Source organism: Nocardioides sp. Z38_18 (assembly GCF_058215695.1).
This window is the reverse complement of record NZ_JBZAJE010000001.1, coordinates 1,858,465-1,876,273: the sequence shown is the minus strand read 5'-3', so window position 1 is coordinate 1,876,273 and position 17,809 is coordinate 1,858,465. Positions and strand designations below refer to the sequence as shown.

General features: G+C 70.1%; 22 protein-coding genes. 10 read left to right on the top strand and 12 right to left on the bottom strand.

Annotated elements, in window-relative coordinates; all coding sequences use genetic code 11:
• The first annotated feature begins 16 nt into the window (after window positions 1–16).
• Window positions 17–997 carry a magnesium/cobalt transporter CorA gene (corA, locus tag AC4BGC_RS09075; protein WP_490544163.1) on the top strand — a complete coding sequence of 327 codons (981 nt, stop codon included), beginning with the start codon at window positions 17–19 and terminating at the stop codon, window positions 995–997.
• Here the strand turns inward: corA and AC4BGC_RS09070 are convergent.
• Window positions 994–1,818 (bottom strand): undecaprenyl-diphosphate phosphatase, encoded by an 825-nt coding sequence (locus AC4BGC_RS09070; RefSeq protein WP_490555260.1) that lies wholly within the window; start codon window positions 1,816–1,818, stop codon window positions 994–996. The genes corA and AC4BGC_RS09070 overlap by 4 nt on opposite strands.
• Before the next feature lie 100 nt (window positions 1,819–1,918).
• Between AC4BGC_RS09070 and AC4BGC_RS09065 the strand changes: the two genes are divergently transcribed.
• Window positions 1,919–2,881 (top strand): aldo/keto reductase, encoded by a 963-nt coding sequence (locus tag AC4BGC_RS09065; RefSeq protein WP_490544165.1) that lies wholly within the window; start codon window positions 1,919–1,921, stop codon window positions 2,879–2,881.
• Entirely contained in the window at window positions 2,878–3,117 is a 240-nt protein-coding gene (locus tag AC4BGC_RS09060) for a DUF5703 family protein (RefSeq protein WP_490544166.1), read from the top strand. The genes AC4BGC_RS09065 and AC4BGC_RS09060 overlap by 4 nt, the downstream gene beginning before the upstream one ends.
• Here the strand turns inward: AC4BGC_RS09060 and AC4BGC_RS09055 are convergent.
• The 3 genes from AC4BGC_RS09055 to AC4BGC_RS09045 form a co-directional block, all read right to left on the bottom strand.
• Window positions 3,114–4,433: a M20/M25/M40 family metallo-hydrolase gene (locus tag AC4BGC_RS09055; RefSeq protein ID WP_490544167.1), complete on the bottom strand. Its 1,320-nt coding sequence runs from the start codon at window positions 4,431–4,433 to the stop codon at window positions 3,114–3,116. The two genes, AC4BGC_RS09060 and AC4BGC_RS09055, sit on opposite strands and share 4 nt — an antisense overlap.
• Window positions 4,434–4,466: 33 nt before the next feature.
• A complete protein-coding gene (locus tag AC4BGC_RS09050) occupies window positions 4,467–4,832 on the bottom strand; it encodes a hypothetical protein (RefSeq protein ID WP_490544168.1) in 366 nt (121 codons plus the stop codon).
• Between the two features lie 108 nt (window positions 4,833–4,940).
• Window positions 4,941–5,135, bottom strand: coding sequence for a CsbD family protein (locus AC4BGC_RS09045; RefSeq protein WP_490544169.1), 195 nt, complete (start codon window positions 5,133–5,135; stop codon window positions 4,941–4,943).
• Window positions 5,136–5,459: 324 nt separating this feature from the next.
• Between AC4BGC_RS09045 and AC4BGC_RS09040 the strand changes: the two genes are divergently transcribed.
• Window positions 5,460–6,212: a M23 family metallopeptidase gene (locus tag AC4BGC_RS09040; protein ID WP_490555259.1), complete on the top strand. Its 753-nt coding sequence runs from the start codon at window positions 5,460–5,462 to the stop codon at window positions 6,210–6,212.
• Window positions 6,213–6,570: 358 nt separating this feature from the next.
• Window positions 6,571–7,254: a M23 family metallopeptidase gene (locus tag AC4BGC_RS09035; RefSeq protein WP_490555258.1), complete on the top strand. Its 684-nt coding sequence runs from the start codon at window positions 6,571–6,573 to the stop codon at window positions 7,252–7,254.
• Window positions 7,255–7,276: 22 nt separating this feature from the next.
• Here the strand turns inward: AC4BGC_RS09035 and AC4BGC_RS09030 are convergent, their stop codons facing one another.
• The 4 genes from AC4BGC_RS09030 to AC4BGC_RS09015 are packed head-to-tail and all read right to left on the bottom strand — an operon-like array spanning window position 7,277 to window position 12,001.
• Complete coding sequence (locus AC4BGC_RS09030) at window positions 7,277–8,275, bottom strand: TIGR03617 family F420-dependent LLM class oxidoreductase (protein WP_490544172.1); 999 nt, start codon at window positions 8,273–8,275, stop codon at window positions 7,277–7,279.
• A gap of 14 nt (window positions 8,276–8,289) precedes the next feature.
• A complete protein-coding gene (locus tag AC4BGC_RS09025) occupies window positions 8,290–9,744 on the bottom strand; it encodes an aldehyde dehydrogenase (RefSeq protein WP_490555257.1) in 1,455 nt (484 codons plus the stop codon).
• Window positions 9,745–9,761: 17 nt separating this feature from the next.
• Window positions 9,762–10,874 (bottom strand): Rv3169 family protein, encoded by a 1,113-nt coding sequence (locus AC4BGC_RS09020; protein WP_490555256.1) that lies wholly within the window; start codon window positions 10,872–10,874, stop codon window positions 9,762–9,764.
• Window positions 10,874–12,001 (bottom strand): phosphotransferase family protein, encoded by a 1,128-nt coding sequence (locus tag AC4BGC_RS09015; RefSeq protein ID WP_490555255.1) that lies wholly within the window; start codon window positions 11,999–12,001, stop codon window positions 10,874–10,876. The genes AC4BGC_RS09020 and AC4BGC_RS09015 overlap by 1 nt, the downstream gene beginning before the upstream one ends.
• Before the next feature lie 92 nt (window positions 12,002–12,093).
• On the opposite strand from AC4BGC_RS09015, the gene AC4BGC_RS09010 reads away from it, so the two are divergent.
• Window positions 12,094–13,191 (top strand): NAD(P)-dependent alcohol dehydrogenase, encoded by a 1,098-nt coding sequence (locus AC4BGC_RS09010; protein ID WP_490555254.1) that lies wholly within the window; start codon window positions 12,094–12,096, stop codon window positions 13,189–13,191.
• On the opposite strand, the gene AC4BGC_RS09005 is transcribed toward AC4BGC_RS09010, so the two are convergent.
• Window positions 13,169–13,603: a DUF309 domain-containing protein gene (locus tag AC4BGC_RS09005; RefSeq protein ID WP_490555253.1), complete on the bottom strand. Its 435-nt coding sequence runs from the start codon at window positions 13,601–13,603 to the stop codon at window positions 13,169–13,171. The genes AC4BGC_RS09010 and AC4BGC_RS09005 overlap by 23 nt on opposite strands.
• 59 nt (window positions 13,604–13,662) lie before the next feature.
• Between AC4BGC_RS09005 and AC4BGC_RS09000 the strand changes: the two genes are divergently transcribed.
• Window positions 13,663–14,814 (top strand): FUSC family protein, encoded by a 1,152-nt coding sequence (locus AC4BGC_RS09000; protein ID WP_490555252.1) that lies wholly within the window; start codon window positions 13,663–13,665, stop codon window positions 14,812–14,814.
• Here AC4BGC_RS09000 and AC4BGC_RS08995 read toward each other — a convergent pair whose 3' ends face one another.
• Both AC4BGC_RS08995 and AC4BGC_RS08990 read right to left on the bottom strand, forming a co-directional pair.
• Window positions 14,815–15,873, bottom strand: coding sequence for a hypothetical protein (locus AC4BGC_RS08995; RefSeq protein ID WP_490555251.1), 1,059 nt, complete (start codon window positions 15,871–15,873; stop codon window positions 14,815–14,817).
• Window positions 15,874–15,984: 111 nt separating this feature from the next.
• A complete protein-coding gene (locus AC4BGC_RS08990; protein ID WP_490555250.1) occupies window positions 15,985–16,152 on the bottom strand; it encodes a hypothetical protein in 168 nt (55 codons plus the stop codon).
• Between AC4BGC_RS08990 and AC4BGC_RS08985 the strand changes: the two genes are divergently transcribed.
• Together AC4BGC_RS08985 and AC4BGC_RS08980 are read left to right on the top strand one after the other, a co-directional pair.
• Window positions 16,144–16,395 carry a LuxR C-terminal-related transcriptional regulator gene (locus AC4BGC_RS08985; protein WP_490555249.1) on the top strand — a complete coding sequence of 84 codons (252 nt, stop codon included), beginning with the start codon at window positions 16,144–16,146 and terminating at the stop codon, window positions 16,393–16,395. The two genes, AC4BGC_RS08990 and AC4BGC_RS08985, sit on opposite strands and share 9 nt — an antisense overlap.
• Window positions 16,396–16,467: 72 nt before the next feature.
• Window positions 16,468–16,977 carry a VOC family protein gene (locus AC4BGC_RS08980; RefSeq protein ID WP_490555248.1) on the top strand — a complete coding sequence of 170 codons (510 nt, stop codon included), beginning with the start codon at window positions 16,468–16,470 and terminating at the stop codon, window positions 16,975–16,977.
• 259 nt (window positions 16,978–17,236) lie between these two features.
• On the opposite strand, the gene AC4BGC_RS08975 is transcribed toward AC4BGC_RS08980, so the two are convergent.
• Window positions 17,237–17,467, bottom strand: coding sequence for a helix-turn-helix domain-containing protein (locus AC4BGC_RS08975; RefSeq protein ID WP_490555247.1), 231 nt, complete (start codon window positions 17,465–17,467; stop codon window positions 17,237–17,239).
• A 95-nt stretch (window positions 17,468–17,562) separates the two neighbouring features.
• Here AC4BGC_RS08975 and AC4BGC_RS08970 point away from each other — a divergent pair, with 95 nt between their 5' ends.
• Window positions 17,563–17,796 carry a helix-turn-helix domain-containing protein gene (locus AC4BGC_RS08970; RefSeq protein ID WP_490555246.1) on the top strand — a complete coding sequence of 78 codons (234 nt, stop codon included), beginning with the start codon at window positions 17,563–17,565 and terminating at the stop codon, window positions 17,794–17,796.
• The last annotated feature ends 13 nt before the right edge of the window (window positions 17,797–17,809 follow it).

The following is a 17,809-nucleotide window of genomic DNA, read 5'->3' as shown; positions in this document are numbered from 1 at the left end:
GGACTAACCTGATCGGGTGATCGTGGACAACGCCTTGTACCGCAAGGGTGAGCGGGTCGATCTCGGTCTGGAGATCGAGGACCTCGCCGGTGTCCTCGACCAGGCGACCGGGCCCGACGACTTCGTGTGGGTCGGCCTGCACACGCCGGACTCGGCCGACCTGGAGGCGATCGCCAAGATCTACGACCTCCATCCACTGGCGGTCGAGGATGCGATCGCGGCGCACCAGCGCCCCAAGGTCGAGCGCTACGAGGGCTCGCTTTTCATCGTGCTCAAGACCCTCTGGTACGTCGACGAGGAGGACGCGGTCGAGACCGGGGAGATCAGCATGTTCGTGGGCCACAACTTCGTGATCACCGCCAGGCACGGCAGCGGTGGTGGCCTCAGCGACACCCGCCACCGGCTCGAGGGGATGCAGTCCGTGCTCAAGCACGGTCCCTCAGCGGTGGTGTACGCCGTGGCCGACCAGGTCGTGGACCACTACACCGAGGTTGCGGCCTCGCTGCAGGTGGACGTGGACGAGGTCGAGGAGTCCGTGTTCTCCACGAGCCGGACCAACGACGCCGCGAGGATCTACGTCCTCAAGCGGGAGCTGGCCGAGATGCGCCGCGCGGTCCTCCCCCTGCGCGAGCCGATGACCGCTTTCGCCGGCGGCAGGTTCGAGGGCATCCACGAGGACGCGGCGCCGTACTTCCGCGACGTCGCCGACCACCTGGCCAGGGTCGCGGAGAACGTCGACACCTTGGAAACGCTGCTCTCGGCGGCGTTCGACGCCCACACCGCGCAGATCTCGGTCCAGCAGAACAACGACATGCGCAAGATCTCTGCGGGAGCAGCGCTCGTCGTGGTGCCGACCCTGATCGCCGGCATCTACGGGATGAACTTCAAGTACATGCCCGAGCTCGACTGGCGCTTCGGCTACCCGTTCTCGCTGCTGCTGATGCTCAGCGCCATGGGCGCTCTGTGGGTGCTGTTCAAGCGCTCGGGCTGGCTCTAGGCCGCAAGGACACCGGTCCACAGCAGCCCGAGGGTGAGGAATCCGAGGGCGACCCGGTAGATCACGAACGGCAGGTAGGACCGCGTGGAGACGTAGCGCAACAGCCACGCGATGGCGGCGTACCCGACCACGAAGGAGACGACGGTGGCCACCAGCGTGGGACCCCAGCCGTAGTCGTTGTGCCCGTGGGGGATCTCCTTGAGCTCGAACAGCCCGGCGCCGACCACGGCCGGGATCGCGAGCAGGAAGGCGAACCGGGTGGCTGCCTCACGGCCCATGCCGAGGAAGAGCCCCATCGAGATGGTGGCGCCGGAGCGGGAGACGCCCGGCACCAGCGCAGCCGCCTGGGCGAGGCCGAGGAGCACCGCGTCGCGGATCCCGATCGACTTCAGCTCGCGCCGCTGCGAGGAGAACCGGTCGGCGAGCCCGAGGACGAGTCCCATCACGATCAGGGCGCCCGCGATGATCCACAGGTTGCGTAGGTCCCGCTCGATGACGCTCTTGAACAGCACGCCCAGCACCACGATCGGCAGGGACCCGATGATCACGTACCAGCCCATGCGGGCGTCGAGATGTCCGCGGTACTCCGGCTTGAACAGCGAGCGCAGCCAGGTCGAGCCGATCCGCCAGATGTCGTGGCGGAAGTAGATGAGGACCGCGAGCTCGGTGCCGATCTGGATGACCGCGGTGAAGGCTGCGCCCGGGTCTCCCCAGCCGAACCACTCCGGGAAGATGCGCAGATGAGCACTGCTCGAGATCGGGAGGAACTCCGTCAGCCCCTGGATGAGTCCTAGGACGACGGCCTTGAGGAAGTCGAGCACGCGGGTCAGTCTAGGGACGCCGACCCCTCCGGTAGCGGCGCAGGGTCCCGACCGGCGAGCCGCCCGCGCCGTTCCGGGGTCGGCTGGGTAGCGTCTGGCCATGCAGCAGCGGTTCCTCGGTTCCAGCGGTCTCGCGGTCTCGCGACTGGGTCTGGGCACGATGACCTGGGGCCGCGACACCGACGAGCACGAGGCCCGTGAGCAGCTGATCGCCTTCGTCGAGGCGGGTGGGACGCTCGTCGACACGGCAGCCGGCTACACCGACGGCGACTCCGAACGCCTGATCGGCTCGCTGATCGGCGATGTGTGCGAGCGCGACGAGATCGTGCTGGCCACCAAGGCGGGGATCAGCCGCCGGGGTCGCGAACGCGTCACCAACGCCTCCCGGGGCCACCTGATCGCGGCTCTGGACGCGTCCCTGAAGCGGTTGGGCGTCGACCACGTCGACCTGTGGCAGGTGCACGTCTGGGTCGACGACGCCCCGCTCGAGGAGACGCTCTCGGCTCTCGACTACGCGGTCAGCACCGGCCGGGCGGCGTACGTCGGGGTGAGCAACTACACCGGCTGGCAGTCCGCCCAGGCGGCCACGTGGCAACGCGCGGTGCCGGGCCGGCCACCCCTGGTCTCCCACCAGGTGGAGTACTCGCTGCTCAACCGGGCGGTCGAGGCCGAGGTCATCCCCGCGGCACAGGCACTCGGGCTCGGAATCCTGCCCTGGTCCCCCCTGGGCCGGGGCGTGCTCACCGGCAAGTACCGCGGCGGCACCCCGGCCGACTCCCGCGCCGCGTCGCCGCACTTCGCGTCCTTCGTGGGTCGCTACCTCGACGTGCCCTCGCAGCGCATCGTCGAGGCCGTCGCCCGGGCCGCGGACGGCCTGGGCTGGTCGATGCTCGAGGTGTCCCTCGCCTGGGTGCGTGACCGTCCCGGCGTCACCGCCCCGATCCTGGGGGCACGTACCGCAGCCCAGCTGCGGGACTCGCTGGGCGTGGAGGCGTGCGAGCTGCCCGTTGAGATAATCGAGGCGCTCGAGGACGTCTCGGCCGGCCTGGAGGTGAGCACATGACATCGGCGAAGGCACGCAAGCAGGAGCGACGGGCGCTGCGCCCGGGCGTGGAGTACGAGTTCGACAAGCTGGTGATCCCGCCCGAGCACTCCCGCGGTGCGGTCACCCGGATGCTCGTGGACCTCGCCGAGCACGGCGGCTGGGAGCTGGACCGGCTGCGGCTGGCTCCCGACGGGACGCGGCGGGTGCAGCTGCGCCGGCGGATCATCCGGCAGCGGATCGCCTACCTGATCTAGAGCTTGCCCAGGAAGCGGTCGAAGACGCGGGCACCGAACTCGAGTGCGTCCACCGGGACGCGCTCGTCGACGCCGTGGAACAGGGCGGTGAAGTCGAGCTCGGCGGGCAGCCGCAGCGGGGCGAACCCGAAGGCACGCATGCCGAGCTTGGTGAAGTGCTTGGCGTCGGTGCCGCCGCTCATCAGGTACGGCGCGACCAAGGCGTCGGGGTCCTCCTCCAGCAGTGAGCTCGTCATCGCCGCGGCCATCTCCCCGTCGTACGGCGTCTCCAGCCCGGCCTGCTTGCTGATCCACTCGATCTCCACGTCGGGACCGGCGAGCTCGCGCAGCGTGGCCACGAAGTCCTCCTCGTGGCCCGGCAGGAAGCGCCCGTCGACCTGGGCACTGGCCTGTCCGGGAACCACGTTCACCTTGTAGCCCGCCTGGAGCATGGTCGGGTTCGTGGTGTTGCGGATCACGGCGCTGAGCATCCGGGAGGCGGAGCCGAACTCCGCGACGAGCTCCTCGGCGTTCTCCGGGGTCGCCTCGGTGCCGGCGAGCTCGCCCACCGCAGCCAGCAGCACCTCCATGGTGGGCGTCAGCACGACCGGCCACTGGTGCCGGCCGATCCGCGCGACCGCCTCGGCGAGCGTGGTGACCGCGTTGTCGGGGTGCCGCATCGAGCCGTGGCCGGCGTGGCCCTTGGCCGTGAGCCGCATCCACGCCATCCCCTTCTCGGCCGCCTCGATCAGGTAGAGACGTCGGCCCCGCACGGTCGTGGAGAAGCCGCCGACCTCCCCCACCGCGAAGGTGCAGTCCTCGAACCACTCCCGGTGGTGCTTGACCAGCTGACCGGCCCCCCGGTGGCCCCCCGCCTCCTCGTCGGCGGTGAAGCAGAGGACGAGCGGACGATCCGGCACCGCGCCCGCCCGCGCCCGGGCCCGGACGGTGGAGAGGAGCATCGCGTCGAAGTCCTTCATGTCGACCGCACCCCGGCCCCAGACCTGGCCGTCGTGGACCTCGCCGCTGAACGGAGGGATCTGCCAGTCCGAGGCGTCCGCAGGTACGACGTCAAGGTGCCCGTGCAGCAGCACGGGGTCCCCCGTCGAGCCGCCCCACCGGGCGACGACGTTGGTGCGCCCCGGCTCGGCCTCCCACAGCTCGCTCTCGATCCCGACCTCGTCGAGGAGCGCAGCCACGTGCTCGGCGGCCAAGCGCTCCCCGGGTCCCGGTTGGTCCCCGTAGTTCGTGGTGTCGATCCGGATCAGGTCGCGGCAGATCTCCGTGACCTCGGCTGCGGGGTCGTAGCCGGCAGGGTCGGCTCGGTGGGCGCTCATGCCCACATCCTGCCCCAGCGAGGGGGCTGGGAATCAGCGCAGGTGCCGGGCGCCCGCGTGCGGGGTCATCGCCCGAGGATCGGACCAGCGCACGACGCCCGCCCCGGTCACCACGCCGAGCTGGAGGGCTTCGGCCGTGGGTCGGCTGCGGGTGGTCTCCCAGGCGCGGGACCGGCGCCAGTTCTCGCCGAAGACCTGGATCTCCAGGACGGTGGCGCCGCGCGGTGCGCGCTCCACCGATCGCTCGCACCAGGCACGCGCGGACGCCATGTCGGGCCAGCGGCGCTCGACCAGGATCTCCTCGAAGCCGTCCTCCTGGGGAACCCGCATCTGAACGCGTCCCAGAGCTGTGGTCCCGATCCCGGTCAGGTCTCGCGCCGGGGCCTGCGTCTCATCCATGCACGGAGGTTAGAGCCGCGGAGGCGCCAGGGGGGCCTTGACGCCGGTGAGGGCCGACACCTGTCTAGCCCGGAGACCCCCGGGACTCGCCTGAGCCCGCTTTGTCGGCTATTTCGTGAAAGCGTCCTTGACGTTGCCGGCAGCGTCCTTGAGGTTCTCGACGGTGTCGCGGAGCGAGGCCTCGGCCTGGTCGCCCTTGCCCTCGCCCTCGAGTCGCTCGTTGTCGGTGACCTTGCCGGTCGTCTCCTTGACCTGCCCCTTGACGTCCTTGAACTTGTTGCTGGCCTTGTCCTCGGCACCCATGACGTGTCCTCTCGTGGTCGGACTGCGGACCCTAGCGAGCCAGTGCTCGTGTGACGTCGGTCAACATTTCGGACTGCGCTGAGCGTGAACGGGTCTCGGAACTGTGACGGCGCTAACAGGTGCTAGCACACGTAACTTGAACTAACGCGGCGTGTCGCTCACCTTGGAGGGACGCGTTGCTTGCTATAGGCAGCACGCCGAACTGAAACACCAGCTGCGAAGAAGCGCCCCGCTCGTCTCGCCTGGTGAGCCCCCTCACAGAAACCTCGGACGAGCACGAACGGGACCTCCCGTGTGGCGCAGAGGAGTGGATCCCAACACCCCATGTTCAAGAACCCCCTGGTCCGGCGCATCCTGGCACCGACTCTGCTGGCCGCGTCGGTCACCACGGCCACCGTGGCCTCCCCTCCCCCGGCCGGCGCCGCGGCGCCCGCCAACAGCAAGGTGGAGGTCGAGGCGAATGCCTCGGAGCCGCAGGTCTTCACCCCCGAGCTGATCATCCCCCGGTCCGAGCCGGAGCCGGAGCCCGCACCGGAGCCGGCCGCCCCTGAGTCCGCGGCGCCCGCGCCTGCCGCTCCCCCGGTCGAGGCGAAGCCCGCTCCGGCGCCGAAGCCGGCCGCGAAGCCGAAGCCGGCGGTGAAGGCGAAGCCGGCTGCGAAGCCGAAGCGGAAGAAGGCGAAGCGCTGGGTCCTGCCGGTGCGCAACTACGTCCTCACGGGGCGCTTCGGCCGGTCCGGCGCCCGGTGGGCCAGCACCCACACGGGTCTGGACTTCGCCGCCCCCAAGGGCACCAGGATCCGCTCCGTCGGCTCCGGCAGGGTCATCGCGACGTACTACCACTCGGCCTACGGGAACATGACCGTCGTGCGGCACAAGACCGGCACCGTGTTCTGGTACTGCCACCAGAGCCGGACCGTCGCGAAGCCCGGTCAGAAGCTGAAGGCCGGGGACACGATCGGTCGCGTCGGCTCCACCGGCAACTCCACCGGCCCCCACATGCACCTCGAGGTGCACCAGCCCCGGCAGGGTGCAGTGAACCCCGAGCGCTGGCTGCGCAAGCGGGGCCTGAACGCCTGATCCCCGGCACCCACAAGGCTCTGAGGAGCTCGAACCGAAGGCCGTCGCGGAGCTCCCTCGAGCTCCGCGGCGGCCTTCGTGGTCCCGGTCACGCCGGGAAGGGCGGGCGTTGGAAATGGCGTGTCCAACGTTCTGAAAAAGTGATCGTGCTAACGCCTGCTAGCGTCGAAAAACGCAGGTCAAGCGCATTCCGAGCGTTAAAATATAAGTGGTTGCTAGCGATAAGCAGCGACCAGATTGACAGTCCAGTTGTGGGAAGCGCCTCGGCTCGTCCCCCGTCTGGGCCCCCTGGGACCCCTGTCACCACCCGGGGCGAGTACGTGCACCTCCCGCACTAGCGCAGAGGAGATGCATCCAGATGCTCAAGACACCCACGTTCCGTCGCATCCTGACCCCGGCCCTGCTGGCCGCCTCGCTGACCACCGCGAGCCTCGCCACAGCGCCCTCCGCAGCCGCGTCGGCCCCGAAGGCCGGAGCGACCACGTCGAAGGCCGAGAAGGGCACGCCCGTGCCCGAGGTCTTCACCCCCGAGGAGATCAGCCCCGTCCCCGAGGCGAGACCTGAGACGCCCGAGCCGAAGGCGGACACCGGGCAGAAGCCTGCCCCCGCGGCCCCGGTGAAGAAGGTGAAGAAGGTGAAGAAGAAACGATGGATGCTCCCCGTCCGCGACTACGTGCTGACCGGTCGCTTCGGCGGCACGGGAGCGCGGTGGGCGAGCAGCCACACCGGTCTCGACTTCGCGGCGCCCAAGGGCACCAGGATCCGCTCCGTCGGTTCCGGAAAGGTCATCTCGACCAGCTACCACAGCGCCTACGGGAACATGACCGTCGTGCGGCACAAGACCGGCACCGTGTTCTGGTACTGCCACCAGAACAGGACCGTCGCCAAGCCGGGTGAGCACCTCAAGGCTGGGGAGACCATCGGCCGCGTCGGCTCCACCGGCAACTCGACCGGTCCCCACCTGCACCTCGAGGTGCACCAGCCCAGGCAAGGGGCAGTCAACCCCGAGCGTTGGCTCAAGGCACGGGGACTGGGCGCCTGACCCGGTAACCGTCCGCGGCAGGTCATCGCAGGGCTCTTGCGAGCCCTGCGATCTCCGCCGCTCCCGGGTCATGACCCGGGAAGTACGCACACACCCGTTCGGCCACATCGCCGAACCGCTCGAGCAGCTCGGTTCCGCACTCCTCGGGCGAGCCCACCACCGCCAGCGTCCGGACCATGTCGTCGGTGACCAGCGAGCCCATCGCGGCGAGGTCGCCTCGTTTGGACAGCGCGTTCAGCTCGGGCTGGAGATCACCCCAGCCCTCCACCTCCAGGACCGCTCGGTACGCCGGGGTGGAGCCGTAGAACGCCAGCAGCAGGCGGACCCCCTCCATCGCCGCGGTGAGCGACTCCTCGGTCCGGCCCATCGCCAGGATCGCCTGCGGGAAGACGTCCACGTGGGAGCGCCCGGAACGGGCCAGCCCCTCCGCAACTGCGGGGAGCGTCCGCTCCCGGAAGTGCCGGCGGCTGTGGAACGGCATCACCAGCAGTCCGTCCGCCACCTCCGCGGCCGTTCGCGTCATCACCGGCCCGAGCGCCCCCAGCAGCACCGGGGGCGGCCCGAAGGGGTTCGGGCCCGGCACGAACGTCGGCGGCATCAGCGTGTGCCGCGTGTGCTCGCCGCGGAAGTCCAGCGCGGTGCCGTCCTGCCACGACGCCAGGATCGCCTTGACCGCGAGCACGATCTCGCGCATCCGTGCCGCAGGAGGCGACCAGGTCGCGCCGTACCTGTTCTCGATGTGCGGCCGCACCTGCGACCCCAGGCCCAGGCGGAACCGGCCCCTGCTCATCAGCTGCAGGTCCCAGGCCGCGTGCGCCAGGTGCATCGGGCTGCGCGGCATCGCGATCGCCACGTTGGTCATCAGGTCGGTCTCGACCGTGCCCGCGCACACGGCCAGCGGCAGGAACACGTCGTGGGGGCCCTCGAAGGTGAACAGCCCTGCGGCACCCGCGGCGACGAGCTCACGGGCGCGCTCGGCGGAGCGGTCGGGGGAAGCGTCCAGCTGGAGGTCGAGCAGCACGGTGCGCCGGCCCGCTACATCGGGGGTGCGCTGGTGTAGATCGCCTTGTACTCGGTGTACTGGGCCAGGCCCTCGGGACCGAACTCCCGCCCGACCCCGGAGGCCTTGTAGCCGCCGAACGGCGCCGCGAAGTCCATCGTGTAGGTGTTCACCCCGTAGGTTCCGGTGCGCACCCGGCGGGCCACGTCGAGCCCGGCTGCCGCGTCCGCGGTCCACACGGTGCCGGCGAGGCCGTACTCGGAGTCGTTGGCGATCCGCACCGCGTCGTCCACGTCGTCGTAGGCGATCACCGAGAGCACCGGCCCGAAGATCTCCTCCTGCGCGATCCGCATCCGGTTGTCGACGTCGGCGAACACCGTGGGACGGACGTACCAGCCACGGTCGACGCCGTCTGGCATCCCGAGCCCTCCGGTGACGATGCGGGCGCCCTCCTCCTGCCCGAGCGCGATGTACTTCTCCACCCGTTCCTGCTGCCGGCGCGCCACCATCGGGCCCACCTCGGTGGCCGGGTCGGCGGGGTCGCCGACGGTCATGGCGCCGACGGTCTCGGCCAGGGCGTCCACGACCTCGGCGTACCGGGAACGGCTGGCCAGGATCCGGGTCTGGGCCACACAGGCCTGCCCGCTGTTCATCAACGCGGTGAACTTCAGCCCTTCCATCGTCGGAGCCAGGTCGGCGTCGTCGAGGACGATGGCCGCGGACTTGCCGCCGAGCTCGAGGCTCACGCGCTTGAGCTGCTGGCCGCACACGGAGGCGATGGAGCGCCCCGCGGCCGTGGACCCGGTGAACGCGACCTTGTCGATCCCCGGGTGCGCGACCAGGTGGGCGCCGACCTCGCGGCCCCCGGCGACGATGTTCACCACCCCGTCCGGGACGCCGGCCTCGACCAGCAGCTCGGCCATCAGGTAGGCGTCCAGCGGCGTCTCCGGCGCGGGCTTGAGCACGACGGTGCAGCCGGCCAGCAGGGCCGGGACCACTTTGGAGATCGTGGTGAACTGCGGCACGTTCCACGGCGGGATCGCGGCGACCACCCCCACCGGCTCGCGGCGTACGACGACGTCGGCACCGAGCGCGCCGGGGCGGATCTCCTCCCAGCCGAACTCGCGGGCGATCGCGAGGAACGCCTCGATCATCATCCAGGGCGCCGGCGACTGGGCCAGCTGGGAGAAGGATGCGGGCGAGCCCATCTCGGTGGTGATCAGGTTGCCCATCTCCTCCATCCGCCCGGCGTAGAGGTTCGCGAACTCCTGCACCACCGCGATCCGCTCCTCGGGAGGCGTCCGGGGCCACGGGCCCGAGTCGAAGGCGCGGCGCGCGGCGGCAACGGCGGCGTCGATGTCGGCGGTCGTCCCCTCAGGCACGGTGGCGACCACCTCCTCGGAGTGTGGCGAGACCACCTCCAGGAGGGATGCGGAGGAGGGCGCTGCCCAGCCGCCGTCGATGAAGAAGCTGTCGCGGTCGAGATCCATCGGGGAGTCCTATCGGGTCAGGGTGCGGTGGAGAACCAGTCGGTGAAGCCGGTCGGGTCGTGGCGGCCGATGCAGAAGTGCTCGAGCAGGCCCCAGCCCTCGACGGTGCGCCCGCCCTCGTGGAGCAGGGCGCGCCCGACGTGGTCGACGCAGCCGAACATCATCCGGCCCTGCACCGCGTCGTCGGCCAGGTCGTAGGTGAGCCGCTCGGCGTACTTCTCGCCCTTCCAGGTGCCGTGCAGCCAGTCGGGGTCGCCGCCGTACCCGCCGCCCGCGTGGAGCGGAGTCGCCAGCAGCGAGGACACCTCGAGCTCGAGGGGCTCCCCCGCCGGCGTGGTGCAGCCGATGGTGGCGCCGGTCGGCGTACGGGTGCCGGAGGCGTAGTGCACCTTCACCTGCGGCCAGCCGAGCTGCTCGACGCGGCCGTCGCGATGCACCCGGTGGCAGTCGTTGAGCGTGCGGTACCCGTCGGGGTCCTCCTGGAGGATCAGCACGATCGCGAAGTCGTCGAAGCGCATCGGGACGTAGAGCCACCACATCCCGTCGAAGGGCGGATCGGTCGGGGCGCTGGGTGGCTCGGACTCCCCCACCGGGCGAATGCCCCAGGACCGGTCCCGGGTCCCGACCCAGGTGTCGGGGCTGACCTCGACCCGCTCGCCGTCGACGACCAGGTGCCCGCTCCAGGTGCCGACCTGGGCGAACCTCTGCGCGTCCAGCGTGGTGCGGGCACCGGCCCGGAGCACGTGCCGCTGCTCCTGGATCACGGGGAAGGACCCCTGCCAGGTCAGGTCCGCCGCGATCCCCTCGGTCTCCTCCAGGGTGAGATGGAGCTGCTGCAGCGGTTCCACCACGTCGATGCGGTAGCCGCCGACGTGCTGGTTCAGCCGGTCGTCGTCGATCAGGTCGGAGAGGTGCACCGCCGTCTGCCGGCCGTCCCGGGCGACCAGCAGGAACGCGTCCTTGGTGCCGAGGTTGGGGTAGTAGCCCAGGCCGGTGATCACGAAGATGTCACCGGTGCGGTCGTGGGCGTTGAAGTAGCACCGGTCGTAGAAGTTGCGGTCGCTGCTGGCGGGCCAGGTCACCGGCAGCGGCGCCTGGTGCAGGGGGTACTCGTCGAGGTGGCTGACCATCAGGCACCGACCTTCGCCAGGAGGCTCTCGAACAACGGCCGGTGGTGCATCAACCCGTCCACGTCGTCGGGGCGATCGATCTCGCCGAAGTGGATCTGGCGGGCGCCGGTGCGCATGAACACGATGGCCCACTGCAGCGCGTTGTAGACGTGGTACCAGTCGAGGTCGCCCAGGGTGGTCCCGGTGAGCTGCTCGTACGTCGCGACCACGTCCTCCTCCCGCAGGAGGTGCGGCATCCCCGGCAGCTCCAGCAGGCCGGTGATCGACTCGAAGACGCGGTGCGCGAACACCATCCAGGAGACGTCGAGCTCGCGGGGACCGAGCGTGGCCATCTCCCAGTCGAGGACGCCGACCGGTTCGAAGTCGGCGTACAGGACGTTGCCGATGCGGGCGTCGCCCCAGCACAGCACCGCCTCCTCGGTGTCTGGCAGGTGCGCATCCAGCCACGCGAACGCCCGCTCGGCGATGATGGAACGCCCGACGCCGGGAACCGCGAAGTCGTACCAGGACCGGGTGCGGGCGAGGTTGCGCGCGAGGGCGGTCTCCCCCTGGTGGGCCGGGTCGAGGAAGGCGAAGGTGGCGGCTGCGTCCGGGATGGAGTGCAGGTCGGCCACGACCTTCACGGTGGCGTCCTGCAGCCGGCGCTGGTCCGCGAGCGGGGCGTCGTGGAGCCAGTTGTCGCCGAAGTTGTAGGGGAGCACGTCGCGCGGCACCAGGCCGTCGATGCGGTCCATCAGGAAGAACGGCGTGCCCAGGACCTCCCCGGTGGTCTCCAGCCACCGGACCTGCGGGACGGGGACATCGGTGGTCTCCCCCACGATCCGGATGGCGGCGTGCTGGTCCTGAAGGGCGTAGCGCTCGAAGACGGGGACGTCCTCGGTCGCGGGCTGCACCCGGGCGACGTACTCGCCGGTGCACTGCTGGCCCTCAGCGGTCCAGGTCACGTCCAGGAGCACCGTCTCGGAGGAGAGTCCGTTCTCCTCGATGCCGGCGTGGACCACGACGGCAGGCTCGGCGCCCTCTGGCAGCACGGTCGCGAGCCAGCTGGTGAGGCGGGCCCGGAAGGCCTCGGGGTCGCGGCTGGAGCGTTGCAGGGTCATGTCCGCGGCCGGCGGTGTCTGGGTCACTGCGCTCCCTCGTGCCCGCACTCGTGTGACGAGTGTCTCGGCTTCTGACAGCATGGGTAGAACATGTTCTAGTGTCAACCGTCGGGAGCCCCATGCGCACCACCGTCGCCCTGAAGACCGGGCCCAACGCCGACTTCACCTTGGAGCACCTGGAGCTCGACGCTCCGCGCGGCGACGAGATCCTGGTCCGGGTGGTGGCGGCCGGCCTCTGCCACACCGACGTGACGGTGCCCGCCCTGTTCCCGCGCGAGATGTTCCCGTTCGTCCTCGGGCACGAGGGCGCAGGCGTCGTGGAGGCGGTCGGCCCCGACGTGGTGGGCGTCCGGGTGGGCGACCACGTGGTGATGAGCCTGCGCTCGTGCCGCGCGTGCGCCCAGTGCGCTGCCGGCAGGTACGGCTACTGCGACTCGAACCTGGTGCTGAACTACATGGGGATGCGGATGGATGGGTCGACGACGTACTCGCGCCGGGGGACGCCGGTGTTCGGGTCCTTCTTCGGCCAGTCGAGCTTCTCCCAGCACGCGCTCGCCTACGCAGACAACGTCGTGGTCATCGACCCGTCACTGGACCTGACCCGGGCCGCGCCGTACGGCTGCGGCTTCCAGACCGGGGCGGGGGCGGTGCTCAACGTGCTGCAGCCCGCCGAGGACGACTGGCTCGCGGTGTACGGCGCCGGGGCCGTGGGGCTGTCCGCGATCGCGGCCGCCGCCGGTGCCGGGGTGCGACAGGTGGTCGCGGTCGACCTGGTCCCAGAGCGGCTGGCGCGGGCCGCGCGGCTCGGGGCCGTCACGATCAACCCCGCCGAGCTGGGCGAGCAGACCGTGGTCGAGGCGGTGAAGGAGGCGACCGGCGGCGGATCCACGCACGCCATCGACACCACCGCCGTCCCCGGCGTGCTGACCGGGGCCGCGCAGGCGCTCGCCGTCCGCGGCACGCTGGTGGTGCTCGGCCTGGGCGCGCCGGAGTTCAGCATCGACGCGATCGACCTGTTGCAACAGGGCAAGGTCGTCCGCGGCTCCGTGGAGGGCGACTCGGACCCGCAGGAGATGGTGCCGCGGCTCCTCGAGCTCAACGCCGCTGGCAGGTTCGACGTGGACGACCTGGTGGTGACCTACCCGTTCGAGGAGATCAACCGGGCCGTGGCCGACTCCGTCTCCGGAGCCGTGGTCAAGCCGGTGCTGGTCTGGTGACGCCGCGGGCGCAGGCCACGATCTCGTCCAGGTCGAGCCCGTACGTCGGGGCCGCGGTGTCCTGGTAGCGCAGCAACCGGCCTGCGGCCCGCTCGACCAGCCGCTCGGCCCCCACCGCGTTGCCGCGGGCATGGTGGGTCAGGCCGACGCAGACCTGGGCCAGTCCCTGCCAGAGCTCGCGTTCCTCCTCGGGACAGGACTTCCAGCGCGCCTCCAGCACCTCGTGGGCCGAGAACGGCCGGCCCTGGTCGAGGAGCTCACGGGCGAACCGGATGGTCTCTTCAGGCGGAAGCGGATCCTCCGAGACCGGCTCCACCCCGGTGGCGCCGTACGGCAACGGGCGGCCCAGCTCGTCACGGGGCCGGGCCTGTCTGGCGCGGCCCTCCTCGTCCCGGTCTCGTTCACTGCTCACGTCGTCACGTCCATTCCCGTGATCCTAGAGCCGCCCGGGCGACAGGTACGTTTGCTGCCATGCGGCCGTTCAGGGAGGACCGTCGCGCGTCGTGGTGGGAACGCGTCTCCGCCCGCAGACCCGATCCGATCCTCACGGTCGACCTGCTCCAGACCGGCAAGGCCGCCCTTGCCGGCGTGCTGGCCTGGGTCATCGCAACGGACGTGCTGCACCTCGAGCAGGCGTTCCTCGCCCCGTGGTCGGCGGTCCTGGTGGTGCACGCGACCGTCTACCGCACGATGTCGCGAGGCGGCCAGCAGATCGCGGCCACTTTCGCGGGGGTGTTCCTGGCCTGGGGCTGCGGCGAGCTCCTGGGCGTGGGTGCTGTCGGCATGGGCGTGATGCTGCTGGTGGCGTTCGCCCTGGGCCGGAACCGCTGGCTGCGGGAGGAGTCGACGACCATCGCCACGACAGCGATCGTGGTGCTGGCCACCGGGGCCATCAACGAGTCGAACCTGCTGCTGAGCCGGTTGCTCGACACCACGGTCGGCGTGCTCGTCGGCCTGCTCGTCAACCTGCTGGTGTGGCCGCCTCTCGGTGACCGGGCGGCCTGGGCTCGCGCGGCCGAGCTGCCCGGTGAGCTGGCCGACGTGCTCGCCAAGATGGCGGCGAACACGGCGTCGAACCTCGAGCCGGCTGTCGCCGAGCAGTGGGTGGCCGACCTTCGCCTCCTCGACGAGCGCCTCGACGAGGCGTGGCACCTGCTCGGCCAGGCGCGGGAGAGCACCAAGCTGAACCCGCGACGGAGCCAGCCGGCCGGGTTGGACGATCTCGTGCGCATCCTGCAGCTGCTCGAGCAGGCCGTGGCCGACACCATCAGCATGGCCCGCACGGTCGCCACCAGCGCCGCGAACGAGACCTTGTGGGAGGAGGAGTTCCGCGCCCCCTGGAAGGAGCTGCTCGAGCAGACCGCGCAGGGGGCCCATGACCAGGACGAGCAGTGCCTGCGCGAGGTGCGGTCGCGGCTGAACGTGGTCGCCAACGACCTGTCGACCGACAACCTCGCCGGCAGCGCCTGGCACGAGTACGGCGGCCTCCTGGTGAACCTGCGCAACGTGGTGGACGCGATGCTGGAGCTCACCGAGTGGGGCAAGGGCTCTGCCTTCTCACCGCCCCGGGTCAAGCGCCAGCGGCCCAGGCTGCGCCGTCGGGGAGGCAGCGGCGGCTCCTGACTACTCGGCGACCACGCATCCGCTGGCCGTCTTCACCGAGACGAAGCCGGGTTCGAGCTGCACCACCAGTGCGGCTTCGGTCTCGCCGTTCGCGAACGTCATCGCGCGAAGCGCGCCGCCGCCACGTCGCGTGTCGACCAGGCTCAGGTCAGCGCGTTCCGCAGCAGCGCTCACCTTGGAGATGTCCGCACTGGTGTAGGGGCGCGGCTCGGTCGTCTCCGCCGCCATGATCCGCTGCCACCCGTCACCGGTTCCGCAGTCCCCAGCCTTCAGTGGGGCGTGGTCCCAGGGGGCGTCCGTGCCGAGCATCAGCTGGACCTCGGCCTGGAGACGGTTCTGGGTCGTGTTCGCGGCACGTGAAAGCTGCTGCGCGGGGGACTTCGCCTGAGGGCGGCTCCGGGCCTCCCCGCCGGAGTCAGTGGCATCGCCACGGACTGCTGTGAGAGCCGCGATCGCCGCCATGACCCCCACGACGGCGAGCACGGCGACGAGGACGAATCCGATGGCGAACCGGTGCGGATGCGTGGTGTGGAACGGCAGCAGGCCGGGGAACTCCTGGTCGAACTGCTGGACGGTGACGGCCGCGGGATCGGTGGTCCATCTGACCCGGTCCCCCGCGATTGCGACGAGGTCCTCCTCGGACCACATCTCGATGTTCAGCCTGAAGCTGCCCCCGTCGCCGGCGAAGACCAGGTAGCGGGACTCGAACCCGTGCTGGTCGACGACGAGCCGGGCAGCGGCGGTGGTGTACTCGTCCAGCCTGATCGTGGTCCAGCGCCCGTAGCTCCGGAACGTGAGCTCGGCCGCCGACACGGTGACGCTGAGCTGGCGCGGGAGCGTCAGACGCCAGATGAGCACGAGGACGAGGGTGACCACCGCGGTCCACCCCATGATGGGCAGCGCCCTGGCGGGGCCGAGTGCGAAGAAGCCGCCGGCTCCGAGCGGCACTGCGGTCAAGAGCGCCGTGAGCGCGGCACGGTAGGGCTGCTTGCGCTTGCTGCGGTGCCGGAGGTCGGGGGCGTAGCGAACGCTGCCGTCGGGGAGAGGGGTGCGACTCACCGGGGCACCCTCGCACGCCCACGACGCGCGCGGGGGGCGGCTCGCCTGGGGCAGCGATCACCGAGCCACCACGTCATTCACACCCCCGGGTCGGTGCCGGGGTCTCCGGCTCTAGCAGAGCTCGGCCAGGAGATCGGCTGCCCGGGCCGCCCCGTCGGTCTCCACGGGACGGCCGTTCGAACCGGCCGCGAGCGTCGTCGAGGCGAGCACCTGCGGATCGCAGGCCCGCGCGTAGTCCAGGTGCCGGCCCGCGCCGTACCGCTCCAGTCGGTGGCACACCTGGAACGTCTGCTCGAAATGGTGTCGCAGCGGGACGTGCACGAAAGGCGTTCCTGCTGCGGCCAGCTCCATGCATGTGGACAGACCGCCCTGGAGGCGGCAGAAGCGATGTTCCTCAGCCCCAAGACCGTGGAGTACCACCTGCGCCACGTGTACACGAAGCTCGGCATCATCGACCGGGCGCGCCTGGCTGCGGCCCTGGCCGAAGCGCCTCGCCGGACTGTTCGGACCAGCCTGTCGTAGAGGACGGATTCTGACCTGAACGCTTCCTACGCTTTCTGTGCCGCTACTCACCAGCTGCCGAAGGAGGCCGTCATGAGCACCCCCGCTGGATACACCACCGTCGCCCCGTGGATCGTCACCGACGACACCCGAGGGCTGCTCGAATTCATCGCCGAAGCGTTCGGGGGCGTCGACCCCGGGTTGGTGCCGCTTGAGGACGGACCGATCGGCCACGCCGAGATCCGCGTGGGAGACACCGTTCTGCTCGCCTTCGATCGGAAGAAGGGCTGGCCCCGCACCCGTTCGCTGTTGCGCGTGTTCGTCGAGGACACCGATGCTGCGACGACCGCGGCGGTGGCTGCCGGTGCGACGATCGTGACACCGCCGCTGACGCAGGCGTTCGGTCAGCGCATCAGCCGGGTTCGTGATCGGTTCGACAACATCTGGTGGATCTTCGCCACCGTCGAGGACGTTGCCCCCGACGAGGCATTGCGCAGACTTTCCGAGCCCAGGTACGAGGCCATGCGCCAGGCACAGAAGAGCCTGGATCGTGAGCTCAGCGGCCCCGAAGACAGCGAGGCCAGTCCTCCGGCCGCGCTCTAGCCAGCGCTGCGCCTGCGAGGCAGTACTCACCTCGATGTTCCCCAGATCTTCCCCGGGGCCCTGGACGCAGAACAGCCTCTGACCTGTTCTCGCAGGTCAGAGGCTGTTTCTCTACGTGTCCGAGGGGGGACTTGAACCCCGCAGTTGCGGACCTATTTCCGCAGGTCAGCGGCCTGCGAGCGTGAGGTGCGGAACTTTGTCCGCGTGAGTCCATCTCAATCCATCTCAGTCCGAGGTTGTGTTCCACGGTGGAACACGATCACAGGCGCCTACGCCGGAAGGGCTTGGGCCCTGCAGGCGACGCCACCTCCCCCTGTGGTCGACGCTCATTGCTCACTACGTATTCGTCGAGTTGGGCTTGAGTGAAACGGACGTGCTTGCCAATACGGACGTGTGGAAACTCGCCCGCCTGAACACGTGCTTCGAGCCAGGACCGGGGGACGCCTAGCCACGCAGCTGCCTGGTCGTAGTTCCTCAGCGGCTCGCTCACGCGCCATCTCCTCGTGTCCCCAATAAGTGCCTACCTTGGGTAATTGTTACTCATAGAGTACGGCGTGTCGTCCGTGATCATCAGAGGGTTGCGAGGTGCCCGTCTCGCGTCCATCCTTCGAGCAGCGGGCCCACCGACGGGAATTTGGGGATCGCGTCTCCGCCCTCCGACATGCGGCCGGCTGGACGCAGGAGCAGTTGGCTGAACGCGCCGACCTACATCGCTCGTACGTCGCAGGCCTTGAGTCGGGCGCCAGGAATCCGACACTCGACGTGATCGTGAAGCTTGCGCACGCACTGCACGTGTCGCCAGCGAGCCTCTTTGATTGACCTGAAGATTGTC